Source organism: Paraburkholderia sp. GAS82 (assembly GCF_050436285.1).
Classification (GTDB): Bacteria; Pseudomonadota; Gammaproteobacteria; order Burkholderiales; family Burkholderiaceae; genus Paraburkholderia; species Paraburkholderia phenazinium_B.
This window is the reverse complement of the sequence record NZ_JBNDLX010000014.1, coordinates 161946-177265: the sequence shown is the minus strand read 5'-3', so window position 1 is coordinate 177265 and position 15320 is coordinate 161946. Positions and strand designations below refer to the sequence as shown.

Annotated in this window: 13 protein-coding genes; 11 read left to right on the top strand and 2 right to left on the bottom strand. The window is 61.6% G+C overall.

What is annotated here, in order from left to right; all coding sequences use genetic code 11:
* The first annotated feature begins 118 nt into the window (after window positions 1-118).
* Complete coding sequence (locus P3T17_RS33930) at window positions 119-835, top strand: GntR family transcriptional regulator (RefSeq protein WP_429411267.1); 717 nt, start codon at window positions 119-121, stop codon at window positions 833-835.
* Between the two features lie 198 nt (window positions 836-1033).
* Window positions 1034-2347, top strand: a complete 1314-nt coding sequence (urtA, locus tag P3T17_RS33925) for an urea ABC transporter substrate-binding protein (RefSeq protein ID WP_074265723.1) — start codon at window positions 1034-1036, stop codon at window positions 2345-2347.
* Between the two features lie 82 nt (window positions 2348-2429).
* On the opposite strand, the gene metE is transcribed toward urtA, so the two are convergent.
* Window positions 2430-4745 (bottom strand): 5-methyltetrahydropteroyltriglutamate--homocysteine S-methyltransferase, encoded by a 2316-nt coding sequence (metE, locus tag P3T17_RS33920; protein WP_429411265.1) that lies wholly within the window; start codon window positions 4743-4745, stop codon window positions 2430-2432.
* Window positions 4746-4876: 131 nt separating this feature from the next.
* Here metE and P3T17_RS33915 point away from each other — a divergent pair, with 131 nt between their 5' ends.
* Both P3T17_RS33915 and P3T17_RS33910 read left to right on the top strand, forming a co-directional pair.
* Window positions 4877-5800: a LysR family transcriptional regulator gene (locus tag P3T17_RS33915; RefSeq protein ID WP_429411263.1), complete on the top strand. Its 924-nt coding sequence runs from the start codon at window positions 4877-4879 to the stop codon at window positions 5798-5800.
* Window positions 5801-5908: 108 nt separating this feature from the next.
* Window positions 5909-6829, top strand: coding sequence for a hypothetical protein (locus tag P3T17_RS33910; RefSeq protein ID WP_429411261.1), 921 nt, complete (start codon window positions 5909-5911; stop codon window positions 6827-6829).
* An 87-nt stretch (window positions 6830-6916) separates the two neighbouring features.
* Here P3T17_RS33910 and P3T17_RS33905 read toward each other — a convergent pair whose 3' ends face one another.
* A complete protein-coding gene (locus P3T17_RS33905) occupies window positions 6917-7345 on the bottom strand; it encodes a TOBE domain-containing protein (RefSeq protein ID WP_429411259.1) in 429 nt (142 codons plus the stop codon).
* Window positions 7346-8481: 1136 nt separating this feature from the next.
* Between P3T17_RS33905 and P3T17_RS33900 the strand changes: the two genes are divergently transcribed.
* The 7 genes from P3T17_RS33900 to P3T17_RS33870 all read left to right on the top strand — a co-directional run bounded on the left by P3T17_RS33900 (window position 8482) and on the right by P3T17_RS33870 (window position 15300).
* Window positions 8482-8685 carry a Flp family type IVb pilin gene (locus tag P3T17_RS33900; RefSeq protein WP_429411257.1) on the top strand — a complete coding sequence of 68 codons (204 nt, stop codon included), beginning with the start codon at window positions 8482-8484 and terminating at the stop codon, window positions 8683-8685.
* 163 nt (window positions 8686-8848) lie between these two features.
* Window positions 8849-9355, top strand: a complete 507-nt coding sequence (locus P3T17_RS33895; protein ID WP_429411255.1) for an A24 family peptidase — start codon at window positions 8849-8851, stop codon at window positions 9353-9355.
* Between the two features lie 62 nt (window positions 9356-9417).
* The gene (cpaB, locus tag P3T17_RS33890; protein WP_429411253.1) at window positions 9418-10251 is read left to right on the top strand and encodes a Flp pilus assembly protein CpaB; all 834 of its coding nucleotides are present in this window, start codon (window positions 9418-9420) and stop codon (window positions 10249-10251) included.
* Window positions 10252-10389: 138 nt separating this feature from the next.
* Window positions 10390-12204, top strand: a complete 1815-nt coding sequence (locus P3T17_RS33885; protein ID WP_429411251.1) for a type II and III secretion system protein family protein — start codon at window positions 10390-10392, stop codon at window positions 12202-12204.
* Between the two features lie 46 nt (window positions 12205-12250).
* A complete protein-coding gene (locus P3T17_RS33880; RefSeq protein ID WP_429411249.1) occupies window positions 12251-12556 on the top strand; it encodes a hypothetical protein in 306 nt (101 codons plus the stop codon).
* Between the two features lie 59 nt (window positions 12557-12615).
* Entirely contained in the window at window positions 12616-13809 is a 1194-nt protein-coding gene (locus tag P3T17_RS33875; protein ID WP_429411247.1) for an AAA family ATPase, read from the top strand.
* 63 nt (window positions 13810-13872) lie between these two features.
* Complete coding sequence (locus tag P3T17_RS33870) at window positions 13873-15300, top strand: CpaF family protein (protein ID WP_429411245.1); 1428 nt, start codon at window positions 13873-13875, stop codon at window positions 15298-15300.
* Window positions 15301-15320 lie beyond the last annotated feature (20 nt).

The following is a 15320-nucleotide window of genomic DNA, read 5'->3' as shown; positions in this document are numbered from 1 at the left end:
TGCGCGCCGGAATCGTCCAAACATTCCATCGCAAGCCGCGTATCATGATCCAAGCTCGCGATCTTCCGCTGCCGTTGGAACAAGCTAGCCGCATCCCCTCACGCACCTGGAAATACTGATGGTGGACAACAGCGCGCCGACTGCGCCGGCGAAAAGCGCCAGCAACCTTGCTGCGCAAATCTATACGCAACTGAAGGCCGATATCTTCGACTTCCGCCTGCTGCCGGGCGACAAGTTCAGCGAAGGCGATATCGCAACACGTATGCAGGTCAGCCGCACACCGGTCCGGCAGGCGCTGTTCTGGCTGCAGCGCGAAGGCTATGTGGATGTCAACTTCAAGAGCGGCTGGCAGGTCCGCGCGTTCGACTTCAAGTATTTCGAAGACCTCTACGAAGTGCGCGTCATGATGGAAACTTCCGCAATCGCGAAGCTCGTGGAGCTGGACGCCACCTCACGGCTCGACGCCCTGCGCGAGATCTGGTGCGTGCCCGTGAAGAAGCAGCTTGACGATCCCGCCACCGTCGCCGCGCTGGACGAAACCTTCCATGGACGTCTCGTCGCCGCCGTGGGCAACAACGAAATGGCTCGGATGCACGAGGACATCACCGAACGCATCCGCATCATCCGCCGGCTGGACTTCACCAAGAAACCGCGCGTGGCGGCAACCTATAAGGAACACGCGGCGATTCTCAAGGCGATCTTTGCGGGCGAAGCGTCGGACGCCCAGCAGATGATCCGTGCTCATATCGCGGAGAGTCAGGCCGAGGTCAAACGCATCACGCTCTATATGATGCAGACCGCGCGCGAACGTTACGGTGCGCGCGAAACGATCTAGCGTCTTCGCCATCCCTGGATACGTGCACGACGCACCAGCGTGGCGCGTCGTGCGCACCGCTGTCACACAGCGCCTCACGATCTCGCAAGCGTGGCAAAGCCTCCCGTTCCTCATCCCCCGCCTGGCTTGGAAGTTGCTCAAGCACTGCGCCTTGTATTCAAGGCGATATCCAACTTTCAAAATGGCAGAGGACGATCAATGAACAAGCGTGAGTTTCTGAAGGTCGCATCGGCAGCAGGGGTTGCGGGTGTGACGGGGGTCGCAGGCGGGATTCCTTCCGCGTTCGCGCAAGGCGACACCGGTCCGATCAAGGTAGGCATTCTGCATTCACTGTCGGGCACGATGGCGATCTCCGAAACGTCGCTGAAAGATACCGCGTTGATGACGATCGCACAGATCAACGCAAGCGGTGGCGTCAATGGCCGCCAGCTCGAGCCGGTAGTCGTGGACCCGGCTTCGAACTGGCCGCTGTTCGCCGAGAAGGCACGCCAGCTGATCACGCAGGACAAGTGTGCTGTGGTGTTCGGCTGCTGGACTTCGGTGTCACGCAAGTCGGTGCTGCCGGTGTTCGAGGAACTCAACGGCCTGCTCTTCTACCCCGTGCAGTACGAAGGCGAAGAAATGTCGCGCAACGTGTTCTACACGGGCGCCGCACCGAACCAGCAGGCGATTCCTGCTACCGAATATCTGATGAGTGCAGAAGGCGGCGGCGCCAAGCGCTTCTTCCTGCTCGGCACGGACTATGTGTACCCGCGTACGACCAACAAGATTCTGCGCGCGTTCCTGAAATCGAAGGGCGTTCAGGAAGCGGATATTCAGGAGGTCTACACGCCGTTCGGCCATAGCGACTATCAGACCATCGTCGCCAACATCAAGACCTTCTCGCAGGGCGGCAAGACCGCGGTGATCTCGACCGTCAACGGTGACTCGAATGTGCCGTTCTATAAGGAACTGGGCAACCAGGGCCTGAAAGCGACGGACGTGCCGGTAGTGGCGTTCTCGGTGGGCGAAGAAGAACTGCGCGGTATCGATACGAAGCCGCTGGTGGGCAACCTCGCTGCGTGGAATTACTTCATGTCGCTGCGTAATCCGGAGAACACCAAGTTCAAGGCGATGTTCGCCAAATGGGTCAAGGACAACAACCTGCCGGGCGGCGACAAGCGCGTCACGAACGACCCGATGGAAGCGACCTTCGTCGGTATCCATATGTGGAAGCAGGCGGCCGAAAAGGCCAAGAGCACCGATGTCGACAAGGTGCGCGTGGCGATGATCGGCCAGAAGTTTGCGGCGCCGTCGGGCTTCACGCTCGAGATGGACGGCAACCACCACCTGCACAAGCCGGTGATGATCGGCGAAGTGCGCGCCGATGGTCAGTTCAACGTAGTCTGGCGCACCAAGACGACTGTGCGCGCGCAGCCGTGGAGCCCGTATATCGACGGTAACAAGGGTAAGCCGGACGTGGTCAGCTCGATCTCCGACTTCCTGCGCCGTCGCCGCGTCGCTGAGGTCTGAGCTGGGGGATGTGAGTTTGACGTGAGTATCGCGTGATGGCGGAAACGCCATCACGCGTGCAGCAAGCCTGCAGCCAGCGCCGTCAGGCTGCTGCTTCGCTCGCGCTTTCCCGCTTCTCCCCCTGCGCCGTTTCTTCGAGCTTCTTCCGCATGGATCGCGCTGCCGCGATCATGTTTCTAAGGGCCGCCTCCGTTTCCGGCCAGCCACGCGTCTTCAGACCGCAGTCCGGATTCACCCACAAACGCTCGGCAGGAATCACCTCGCAGGCGCGCTCGAGCAAGCGCTCCATCGTGTCCACGTTCGGCACACGCGGCGAATGCGTGTCATAGACTCCGGGCCCAATTCCATTCGGATAGGCAAATTCGCCGAAGCCGTCGAGCAGTTCCATCGAGGAACGCGAGGTTTCAATCGTGATGACGTCCGCGTCCAGCGCCGCAATCGACGGCAGGATGTCGTTGAACTCCGAATAGCACATATGCGTGTGAATCTGCGTGGCATCCGAGACCCCGCTCGACGCGATCCTGAACGCCTGCGTCGCCCATTCCAGATAGGCGGTCCAATCCGCCTTGCGTAGCGGCAGGCCTTCGCGGAACGCCGGTTCGTCGATCTGAATGATGCGGATGCCAGCCTGTTCCAGGTCGTTCACTTCGTCGCGAATCACCAATGCCAGTTGCAAGGCAGTTGTCGAGCGCGGCTGGTCGTCGCGCACGAAAGACCATTCGAGCATCGTCACCGGTCCTGTGAGCACGCCCTTCACCAGACGGTCCGTCAGGGACTGTGCGTGGCAGGCGGTATCCACCATCATCGGTTCGGGACGAAATACGTCGCCGAAGATGATGGGCGGCTTCACGCACTGCGAACCATAGTTCTGCACCCAGCCGTTTTCGGTGATCGCATAGCCCCACAGTTTCTCAGCGAAGAACTCGACCAGGTCGTTGCGTTCTACCTCACCGTGCACCAGCACATCGAGTCCGAGTTCCTCCTGCTTGCGCATCACCGTGGCCGTTTCGGCGCGCATGCGTTCGAGGTAGTCGAGCGCGCGCAATTCGCCGCGCTTATAAGCCGCGCGGGCCTGGCGGATCGCGGGCGTCTGCGGGAACGAACCAATCGTTGTAGTGGGCAGGAGCGGCAGCTTCAGGGCGTGCCGCTGCACGCGGCTGCGGGCTTCGAACGGGCTCTTGCGGCTCGCCATCGCCTCTGTCACGGCCGCAATCTTTCTTTGCACCAGCACGTTCGTGACCGCCTTCGACGCGCGCCGCGCAGCGAGAGCCTTGTCCGCGGCGGCAAGCGAAGGCTCGGCCGCGGCCTCATCACGTAGCGCCAGCGCAAGCGTGCCGATTTCCGCGAGCTTTTCCGTCGCAAAGGCTAACCACGTCTTCACCTCGGGATCGAGCCGCTTCTCCACTGCGAGCGAAACGGGGACGTGCTGCAGCGAACACGACGGCGCAATCCAGAGCGTGTCGCCGCGTTCGTCATGCAACTGCTGCAACGATCCGACGATTTCGCGCAAAGCGGCGCGCCAGACATTGCGTCCGTCGATCACACCGACCGACAGCACCTTGTCCTTCGGCAGCACCGTGCGCCACGTGTCGAGTTGCTGCGGAGCCCTGACCAGATCGATATGCACGCCGTGGACCGGGAGCTTCGCGACGAGCGCGGCGTGATCGGCGGCGGTGTCGAAATAGGTGGCCAGCAATACCTTCACGCCTGCGGCGCCCAGCACGTCATACACGGCTGAAAACGCTTCGAGCCACTCGGCGTCGAGGTCGAGACACAGCGCGGGTTCGTCGATCTGTACCCACTCGACACCACGCCGCTTCAACTCATCAAGAATGCGTAAGTAGCGGATCACGAGCTTCGGCAGCAGCGACAAGCGGTCGAATCCCGGCGTCTGGCTCTTGGACAGCCACAGATACGTGATCGGCCCAATCAACACCGGTTTAACCGGCAGATCGAGCGCAAGCGCTTCATCGATCTCTTCGAAGAACCAGTTCACGCCACCGTTAAAGGTCGTCTGCGGTCCCAGTTCCGGCACGAGGTAGTGGTAGTTGGTGTCGAACCACTTGGTCATTTCCATGGCCGGCTGCGCCTTGTTACCGCGCGCCAGTTCGTAGTACTGAGCCAACGACAACGCCGCCGGCTCGAATTCGAAGCGCTCGGGCAGCGCGCCCAACAGTGCGGTCAGATTCAGCATGGGGTCGTAGTACGCGAAATCGCCGACCGTCACGAAGTCCAGCTTTGCTGCACGTTGCTGCTCCCAGTGACGCGCGCGCAATTCCCGCGCGACGCCGCGCAGGTACGCGTCGTCAGACTCCCCGCGCCAGAACGACTCCTGGGCGAACTTGAGTTCGCGATGCGCGCCGATGCGCGGAAAACCATGTATGTGGGTGCGAGCCATTGCCGATCCTTGACTGAATGGCGCACAGTTTGAGAGGCACGCTATGATTCATCAAGCGACATCTTTTCATTATCGTATGAGCCACATTCATATCACGCACACCTCGCCTTACGGCCACCGCGGGCGGCAGCATGCTTGAACTGCGCCATCTTCGCTCCCTGATCGCGATCGCCGATTCGGGCAAGCTCGTCACGGCCGCCGAGCGCGTCAATCTCAGTCAGTCCGCCCTATCCCACCAGATCCGCGACATGGAAGCCCACTACGAGGTATCGCTATTCGAGCGGACCCGGCAAGGTCTGCGCTTTACGGTGGCAGGCGAACGGCTGCTGGCTCTCGCTCGCGAAACGGTGGCGGGAGTAGCGGCCGCTGAACGGGATCTGGTTCGCCTGAAGGAAGAAGTGCGCGGCGAGCTTCGCATCGTGCTGGAATGCCACACGTGTTTTGACTGGCTGATGCCGGTAATGGATGAGTTCCGGCGCCGCTGGCCGGAGGTCGAGGTTGACCTTGTGGCGGGATTTCACGCAGATCCGATGCGGCTCTTGAGCGAGGGCAAAGCCGATGTGGTGATCGGATCAAAACCGGCCACCCGGCGCAATCTGGACATCGCACCGCTGTTCAGGTTTGAAATCCAGGTAGTGCTTGCCAATGAACACCGTCTACGCAGCAAGCGGCGTCTGACCGCTGAAGATCTGCGCGGCGAAACCCTCATCACTTACCCGGTTCCCGAAGCGCGCATCGACCTGATCCGCGAGGTGCTGGAGCCGGCCGGCATCCGGCTCGAACGCCGCACCGCCGAGTTGACCATTGCGATCATGCAACTGGTGGCGAGCCGCCGGGGTATCGCAGCGTTGCCGAACTGGGGCTTGAAGAATTACGTCGACCACGACTATGTGCTGGCGAAACGGGTCGGCACGAGCGGGCTATGGAGCGAGCTTTACGCCATCGCGCCGAGGGGGACAGCGGGCCGTCCTTACTTCGAAGATTTCGTGTCGATAGTGCGCGACACCTGCGCGGCACAGCTCGACAGTATCGAACTGCTGACGAGTGTCGAGTGATCGTGCGCCAGTCGGCGGTCGCTGGTACCTTAGCTTGAACCCGGCGCCCTTGTGTAACGCGAGTTGTGCGTCTTCCGTCTAATCAGGCTGAAGCCCTCTGGAGAAAACATGCTTGCATCGCCTGTCAGGCTGCGCAACGCCGCAGCGGTCATCGCAACGTTTAGCTTTGTCGCAGCGCTGGCCGGTTGCTGTACCCCTCAAACCGTTGTCCAGGCGCAGAAAACCGCCGTCGATGCGTTGCCAAACGGGATTGCCGTGCGGCCAGCCGATGGCGCGCTCTTCGTCACCGATGATCGCACCAGCAGCGTGTTGTCCTCGCACGGAGGGGCATTCTCGCCATATGCAGCGATTCCGGTTGGAGTGGCCCAAGGTAAAAGCCTCAGCCAGATCACCTTCGCGCAGGCAGGCGCCTTGCTCGCCGAACGGTTCGGGTTTGGCACCGCGAGCGCGATATTCGAAGTCAGCGGCAATGGCACAGCCGTGGCGCTAAGCGGACCCAACCCGGCCCGGCGCAGGTTGGGACTGGTTGAACTTGCGCCTGGCCAGCTCCTGTCTACCTGGTTCATCAAGACCGGCAGCAACCCGCCGCAAGGTGCCCTGAGTCTGGTGACCTATGACGAGGCGACCCACGCCGCAACCGAACGCGATCTGCTCACAGGGCTCGGCAAACCGGTTGGGATTGCCGTATCAGGGGGGAACGTGTTTGTCTCCGATCAGGCCAACGGCAATATCGTGAAGGCGAACCTGGGTGCGCTTCTGAGCTCTCCGGCGCCGGTAACGCCTACCGTGTTTGCACGCGTAGATAGCCCCGATCTGATGACCGTGGATAGCGAGGGTCGGCTCTATACGAAATGCAACAAGAACGGCCTCTGCGCGATCGCCCCGGACGGCACGGTCAGCGTGATGGCCAACGACTTCCAGGATGCCCGCGGCGTCGCGATCGATGCCGCGCATCATGTCCTGTATGCGGTCGACCGCGGGCCGTCATCCGGCGGGACCAGTTATGTGCGCAGCTTTCCTATCAAGTGACGGCGCTCAGGCGGTGTAATCAGACAGGCGATGGGGCTGCCGGCTGTGACAACGCGCGGCCCCATCGCTCAACACCTCGACACCTCGTTATTGCTCGACGCCTACGATCACGCTCGACGCCTTGAAAATGGCGGTAGCGGATTTACCGGATGCGAGACCCAACCGGTCGACGCTTTCATTGGTGATGATCGCAGCAATCTGCGCGCCGTTCGGTGCAGCAATCTCGACTTCGGAATTAACCGCGCCTTTGGTGACAGCAGACACCGTCCCGGCAATGCAGTTACGCGCCGACACCTGGCTGCTCTTGACATCCACCATCACGATGATCGATGAAGCCTTCACCAGCGCGATTGCCGGCTTACCCTGGGCGAGACCAAGCGATGTTGCACTGCCATGCGTGATGACCGCGACGATCTCGAGGCCGTCCTGCGTGCGTAGCGTGACCTCGTCGTTCACGGCACCGTGCTTGAGTTCCACCACTTCGCCTTCAAACTGGTTTCGGGCACTGGTTCGCATTTCCAATCTCCTGATGTTGCGTGCTCTCACAATGATGCGCGCACGCTTTGCTCTGTATAAGGTCAGCGAACAAGTCTATCGATAAGTCTCGTGGGGGGCGAGCGGTAATGTCATTGCGGCGGAGCGATGCGGGATACCGGGTTTTGTCTGCAACCATCGGTCCGCGGTAGTTTGCGCACACGCCGCGCGCATTCGTCTTTGCGTCCAAACGACGATTCTTGAGACACTCAATCCGCGACTCGTTTCAACTTTGAGAAACACGACGACGCCCCGTTTTCTCCCGGATTTCGCACGGCATTTTTGACCTGCCTTCAATATCGACGGGCATTTCTGACCGATATCCGCAAAAACCCATCCCCCTTTACCGTACCAGGCAAACCTTTGCGTGGCCGGTAATCCGCGCCAGCGGCCTGTTACATAACCCGATGCCCGTCTCGTGATTGAGACATTTCCGTCTCTGTGGGTTATCACACCTTTCTTCCCGAGCACACCCGGTGCGACCTTCCGCGATATGGCCGCAGAACAAGTCTGCAAGCCACTTCTAGCCATTCCGCATAGTCCGCATACCGCGTAGAACGCTATGTGCGCTTTCGCACAGAACACCTCGCAACACGCGAACTTCGCGCTTTGATCTCAGAAACATTCTGAAACAACTTTTACTAACACCTTTTCGAGTGCCATGTCTGATTTCGGCCGACCGTCGCCAGACCCAGCACCCACAAGGCTTTTGAGGTCCCTGGCACGATCGTCGCTAAATGTCCTGCACCAAGCAGCAATGCAGTAGATGCAGATTCAGGTGTCGTTTGACTGCTGCCGGGGGAAACAGTCAAGCGGCAACAACGGACTTCGGGGCGCGGTATGCCGGATACGGCGAGGCGAATCCTGAAGGCCGGGCTGGAGAGCCAGTTGATCGGCATGTCCAGCGCCTGGAACGAGGCAGGGACGGTTTGGATGGTTCAGCCGGTGATACCCGCGAAGCACTCCTTAATAAACGCTTCGCATCGCTCAACCGGTCAGCGCCACCCGAGTCGGACCTTGCCCGAGCCGCCCAAAGCGGCAGATGTTTCGGTGCCCGACCCGCAGCGGGTGCTTTCTTCTCATGAGCTTTTAAATTCTTAACACAACGAGGACTGACCATGAACACGATCATCAACGAAGTAAAGCGCTTTGTCCGTGAAGAAGAAGGTGTTGCTGCGATCGAATACGGCCTGCTGGCTGGGTTGATTGCGGTGATGATTATCGCTGGCGCGACGCTGGCAGGCACAAGCCTCAGCACCCTGTTCGGCAACATTGGGACGCAATTGAGCACCGCTTCGGCGAACACCACCGGCGCCAAGTGAGCACACGCATCTTCCGGGCGGCCCGGTCGATGCGCTGGCAACCAACGCCGGCGCCGACGACCAAACGCCCGGAGCTGCGGATGGGGCAGAGCCAGCCGCCCACACGGGCGCTGGCGACGCGGACCACAAGGCTTTAGAACACAGAAATAAAACAGGTTTCCTCATGGACACTTTCGCGTTTCCGACCGGGCTGTGTGTCTTTGCACTGGTGATCTCTGCCGCCGCCTTCGATCTGCGGTCGCGCCGCATTCCCAACGTACTGGTCCTGCTCGGTTTGATCGTGGCAGTACCGGTTCAGTGGACCGCGCATGACGAAACCGCGGGACTGTGGCTGGGACTGCAGGGACTTACCGCCGGCATTGCAGTAATGCTCCCCTTCTACGTGCTGCGAGCATTCGGCGCGGGCGATGCGAAGCTGATGGGGGTGATTGGTGCCTTCGTCGGGCCTTCGGCCGTGCTGCTGATTGCGCTCTTGACCTTTTTTGTGGGCGGCTTGTGGGCGCTGATTCTCGTGGTCCAACGCCGTCAGTTGCGTCACGCGGGCAACAGCATGTTCCTGATGTGTACCAGTTTTGAGCAACACAAGACACAGACGACCTCGCTCGGACGGCTTCCATACGGTGTGGCCATCGCGCTTGGAACCATGGCTGTGATGGTATTGCTGCATTAACAGATCGGATTTCCGGGGGCGCAGGCGCGAGCCTGGCGAGTCAATCCGTTAAGGAGTACGACATGAAAAATATGAGAGCGCTGGCAATGCTGACTGTGGCGACCATCGCTGCACTGGCCGCCGTCCTGTTCGCGTCGCGCTGGATGCAAACCCAGGCGACCCCTTCGACGAAGGTTGTCGTCGCGGCAACCGACATCAACCTCGGACAACGCCTCACGCCCGAATTCGTCAAGCTGGTCGACTGGCCCGCCGGCAGCATTCCGGCAGGCGCCTTCACCGACCCGCAAAAGCTCGACGGCCGTGTCCTGAAGACAAGCGCACAACGTGGCGAACCGCTGCTTGAAGCCAAGCTCGCGCCGGTCGGCACGCTGGGCGGCCTCTCGGCGGTGATCGGCGAAGGCAAGCGGGCCATCACCGTGCGGGTGAATGACGTGATCGGTGTGGCGGGCTTTGCGCTGCCGGGCAACTACGTCGACATCATCGTCAATACGCAGAAAGACAGCACTGCTGCGACCGGTGACGCGCACGACCGCAACATCTCGAAGATCGTGCTCGAGAAGATTCTCGTACTGGCAGTCGCCCAGGAAGTGAGCCGCGACGACACCAAGCCGCGCGTCGTCAATGCCGTGACGCTCGAGGTATCGCCAGAACAGGCGGAAAAGATCGATCTTGCCCGAAGCGTCGGCACGCTCTCGCTGGTGCTACGCAACCAGGTGGATACCGCTGACGACACCACCGGCGGCGCAACCAAAGTTTCGCTGTTAAAGGAGCCGGTCGCCGTGCCCGCGCCGAAGCCCGAGGTCAAGACCGTGCGGGTCGTGCAGCGGGTGGCGGCGCATCCCGGAAACTGCATCCGGGTGATTACAGGTACGCAAAACGGTCAGGAATGCTTCTGATTTGACCTCGCCGCGAGACCGGCTGGCGAGCAACAGACAGCGAGAAGCAGGTGCAGTAAAACAAGAATTCAACGGGACTGACCAATCAGGCTGACGACAGGCTGGTGGCGGCTCACAGCTTCATCCGGGGGAATGCAAATGAACCACCTTCATGACAGCGGCACGCAACGCCGTCCGCATAGCGAATCGAAGCGGAAAATCGAGCAGATCGGGCGGATCACGCTGGTCGCACTGGCGTGCCTCGCGCTGTGCACTACGCAAGTCGATGCGCAATCGAGCGGCGCCGACACCGCCAGGCCGCTCACGGTAGCGTCCAACGGCGTGAGTCTGACCATAGGTGTGAGCCGCGCCGCCGCGACAGCCGCCGAGGCTGGTCAGTCGAAGGGGCCGAGCTGCACGGGCGACGTCCGCGAGCACAGCACCGTCAACGTAGCGGTCGGCAAGTCGACGATGGTCGCGTTGCCCGAAGCCGTGCGCACCCGTACTGTCGGCAACCCGGATATCGTCCAGGCCATGCTGGTGTCGCCGCAGACCCTGTACCTGCTCGGCACCGACGTCGGCGCAACCAATATGATCATCCAGGGCCGCAGCGGCTCATGCAGCGTGATCGACGTGGTGGTCGGCGTCGACCCCGGCGGCCTGCAGGCGACACTCGCGGCCTTGATGCCGGAAGAACACGACGTGCGCATCAGTGCCGCCGCCGATAGCCTGGTGCTGAGCGGCACTGTGGCGGATGCCGTCAAGGTACAGCGTGTCGTCGAACTGGCCAACGCCTTCTTGCAGCGCGCCACCAAGGCTGTCGCGCAAGTCCCGGCCGGCGGCGCTTCCGGCGCGGGCGCGGCAGCCGCGGGCAGCGGAAGCGGGGGCGGCCAGGCGCAGCCTGCCGACAAGAACCTGCGCATCATCAACATGCTGACGGTAGCCGCGCCGCAGCAGGTCATGCTGGAAGTGAAGGTCGCGGAAGTCTCAAAGACCCTCATCGACGAACTCGGCGCAGAGGCAAGTCTGAATGGAGGCTTCGGCAGCTGGTCCTTCGGCCTGCTCGCCAACTTCCTGAGCGGTGGTGCGGGTAAGGCCGCAGCGGTCAAGTCGAACAAGCTGCCGTTCGGCCTGGCGATAGACGCACAAAAAAGCGATCAACTGGTCAAGGTGCTTGCGGAGCCGAACCTGATGGCTATCAGCGGCCAGCAGGCAAGCTTCCTCGCTGGCGGCAAGGTGTTCATCCCGGTTGCGCAGACGGCCAACGGCACGACGACAATCACGTTGCAGGAAGAAGACTTCGGTATCGGCCTGACCTTCACACCGACCGTGCTTGAGGGCGGCCGCATCAACCTGACGGTCGCACCCGAAGTGTCGGACCTGTCGCCGACCGGCGCCACGGTCACCTCGTCGACCGGCAACACCACCTCGGTGCTGCCGCTGATCACGACACGCCGCGCTTCGACCACCCTTCAGGTGATGGACGGTCAGAGCTTCGCGATTGGCGGCCTGATCAAAAACAACGTTACGGGCACGATCAACGCGCTGCCGGGTGCCGGCGAAGTGCCAGTTCTCGGTGCACTGTTTCGCAGCACAAACTTCCAGCAGGACCGCACGGAACTGGTGTTTGTCGTGACGCCGCGTCTCGTCAAGCCGCTGCCGGCCAACTACACGCTGCCGACCGATCGCTTCGGCGACGTCAACGAGGCAGGTGTGCTGCTGATGGGCAACATGGAAGGCAAGGCACCACACACACCGCCGCCTGCTGCAGGCGCGCCGCAATCCGCACTGCCGCCAACCAGCCCGGCTGCCGGAAATGCGAACGTGGCTGCTCCGGTTGCTCCCGCTGTTCCCACCGCGTCGCCCGCTGTGACAACTCCGGTCGCTGTGACGACTCCAGTAGCAACGGCTCTTCCGGATGGTGTGCCCGATCACGGCGTCATGCTGCCGGTCAACACCGCGAAAGCGCCTTAAGCCCGCCAGCAGCGCTTACGAACTTCACCTTCAACTGGGGCCGAACATGAAAACGCTCAAACCATTGATTCGCGCTGTCGTCTGTGCAGGCATCAGCCTGTCGCTCGCCGGTTGCCTGACCTCGACGCCGCAGTGGGACGCGCACTTCGGCGAGAGCGTCCAACAGATCAGCGCCTCGCAGGTGCTGAATCCGCAAGCTGGCACCAATGCCGATCCGGTCACTGGAATCGACGGCGGGGCCGCGGCAGCCACGATGTTCCGCTACGACAAGTCGTTCTCTCAACCGGCATTCGTGAGCTCGCCGTATGGCGTCGGCCTCGGCTCTTCAGGTTCGAGCACGGGATCGCCGTAATCATCGCTGCGGTGTCGTACGACAGGCAGGCCGCAAACAAGTGAAGTGGAGCACAAGAAATGATCAATATCCTGTTAGTCTCATCGGACCCGGGGCGTACCCAGCAGATCACCGCAATCATTGCCGCGAGCGGCATCGGGCATCAGCTTCGCACGCTCGCGAACGGCCTGCAGCAAGTGTGCACCGACAAGGATGCGCTGCAAGTCACCGACCTGTTGATCTTCGACGGCTACCATCTCACCGGGGACGATATCAGCGCGCTCGAAAAGCTGTCGGGTCGCCATCGCGAGCTGGTCTGCACGCTGATCACGCCGTCGCCGTCACACGAGTTGCTGATTCAGGCGATGCGCGCCGGGGTGCGCAACGTCGCGCTGTGGCCGATCGAGCGTGACAGCTTCGTGGCCGACCTCAAGCGCGTCGCCGGACGCCGCGCCGAGGCGGACCATCGCGATGGCCAGGTGCTGTCGTTCGTCTCGTGCAAGGGCGGTAGCGGCACCACCTTCCTTGCCGCCAACCTCGGCTATGCCATTGCGTCGCTGCGTGACAAGCGCGTACTGCTGGTCGATCTGAACCAGCAATTCGGGGGTGCGGCCCATCTGGTCTGCGACAAGACTCCTCCAGCGACAATCGCAGACGTGTGCGCGCAGATCGACCGTCTGGATGCCTCGTTTTTCGATGCCTGCCTGACTCATGCGTACCCCAACTTCGATGTGCTTGCCGGCGCCGGCGACCCGGTGAAGGCCGTCGATATCAAGGTGCTCCATCTTGAACGGATCGTAGCGTTGATCCGCCATCAGTACGACTTCGTGATATTCGATGTCGGTCAGAGCGTGAACCCGGTGTCAATCTTCGCGCTCGACCACAGCGACGTGATCTTCCCGGTACTGCATTCGAGCGTGCCGCACATTGGCGCTGGCCAGCGACTCTTGCAGCTGTTCCAGTCGCTCGGTTATCCGGGCGAGCGCGTGCGGGTCCTCGTCAACCAGCACGACAAGCGCGGCCAGATCGCCCTGAAGACCATGGAGGACGTGATCGGTGCAAAGATTTCAAAAGTACTGCCAAACGATGTCCGCGCGGTTCTCGATTCGGTGAATCAGGGCGTTCCGGTCATCAAGCAGCACAAGAACAGCCCCATTTCGAAGAGTCTCGCCGAACTCGCCGAGAGCCTCGCGCCCGCGCCCAGGGCGTCGGGTACCACCAGGCTTACCAAGCTGTTCCGCTCCAAGGCGCGGGTTCAGCCGAGTCCAGCCTGAAGCCGCGCGGAGTCAGTCAAGACGGCTCGAGCAACAACCTGAGACAAGAACCGGAGTACCGCCATGTCACTGCGCGAACACCTTTTCAAGCAAGCCGCCGAGGCACAGATCGAGCCCAGCCTCGTCATGGCGGAGGCTGTCGTCGCCGTCGAACGCCCTGCGGTACGTCCGGCGAACGGCACGGCCGATCCGGCTCCGAACGGTGCCCTGGCACGCCGCGCCTATCAGCAACTCAAGATGGAGATCCACGAGGCAATCATCGAGCGCGTCGAACTCGACAAGCTGCAGCACTTGTCCCAGGAGCAGGTTGGACGCGAGTTGACGCAACTGGTCGGCAAGCTCATGGAAGAGCGCAACATCCTGATGAATGATGTCGAGCGGCGCGCGCTAGTACAGGATGTCAAGGACGAGATGCTGGGGCTCGGCCCCCTGGAGCCGCTTCTGAAGGATCACACTATCTCGGACATCCTCGTCAACACCGCGCATCACGTCTACGTGGAGCGGCGCGGCAAGCTCGAGGCCACCGACGTGCAGTTTTACGACAACGCGCACCTGATGAAGGTGATCGAAAAGATTGTCTCGCGGGTCGGGCGCCGCATCGACGAGTCCACGCCGATGGTCGATGCCCGGCTGGCCGACGGCTCGCGTATCAACGCGATCATTCCGCCTTCGGCAATTGACGGCCCGCTGCTCTCGATCCGGCGTTTCGCGGTCAACCCGCTGAAAGTGTCGGACCTGATCGAATACCAGAGTTTCACTACGCCGATGGTGCAACTGCTCGAAGCGCTCATCAAAGCAAAGATCAACGTGTTGATCTCGGGTGGCACCGGTAGCGGCAAGACGACCATGCTGAATCTGTTGTCGGGCTTCATTCCATCGGACGAACGGATCGTCACGATCGAAGACGCGGCCGAATTGCAACTGCGCCAGGAGCATGTACTTCGCCTCGAAACGCGGCCACCGAACATCGAAGGCAAAGGCGAGATCAGCCAGCGTTCGCTCGTGAAGAACGCGCTGCGGATGCGCCCAGACCGCATCATCCTCGGCGAAGTACGCGGCGGCGAGGCGCTCGACATGTTGCACGCGATGAACACCGGTCACGAAGGCTCGATGGCGACGATCCACGCGAACACGCCGCGCGATGCGCTGGTCAGGCTCGAAAACATGGTCAGCATGGCGGGCCTCGCGCTACCGGCCAAAGCGATGCGCCAGCAGGTCGCCTCGGCGATCACGGTGATCGTCCAGGCCTCGCGTCTCACCGACGGCCGCCGCAAGCTGATGAGCATTCAGGAGATCACCGGCATGGAAGGCGACATGATCAACATGCAGGAGATTTTCACTTTCAAGCGCACGGGCCTCGATAGCGAGGGACGCGTGAAAGGCTATTTCTGCGCGACCGGAGTGCGGCCGCAATTCACCGAGCGTCTGCAGGCCTTTGGCGTGAGCGTGCCAGACCATATCTACGATCCGCAGAAGCGCTATGAAGTCTGAACCGATCTCCAGGGGTGCGT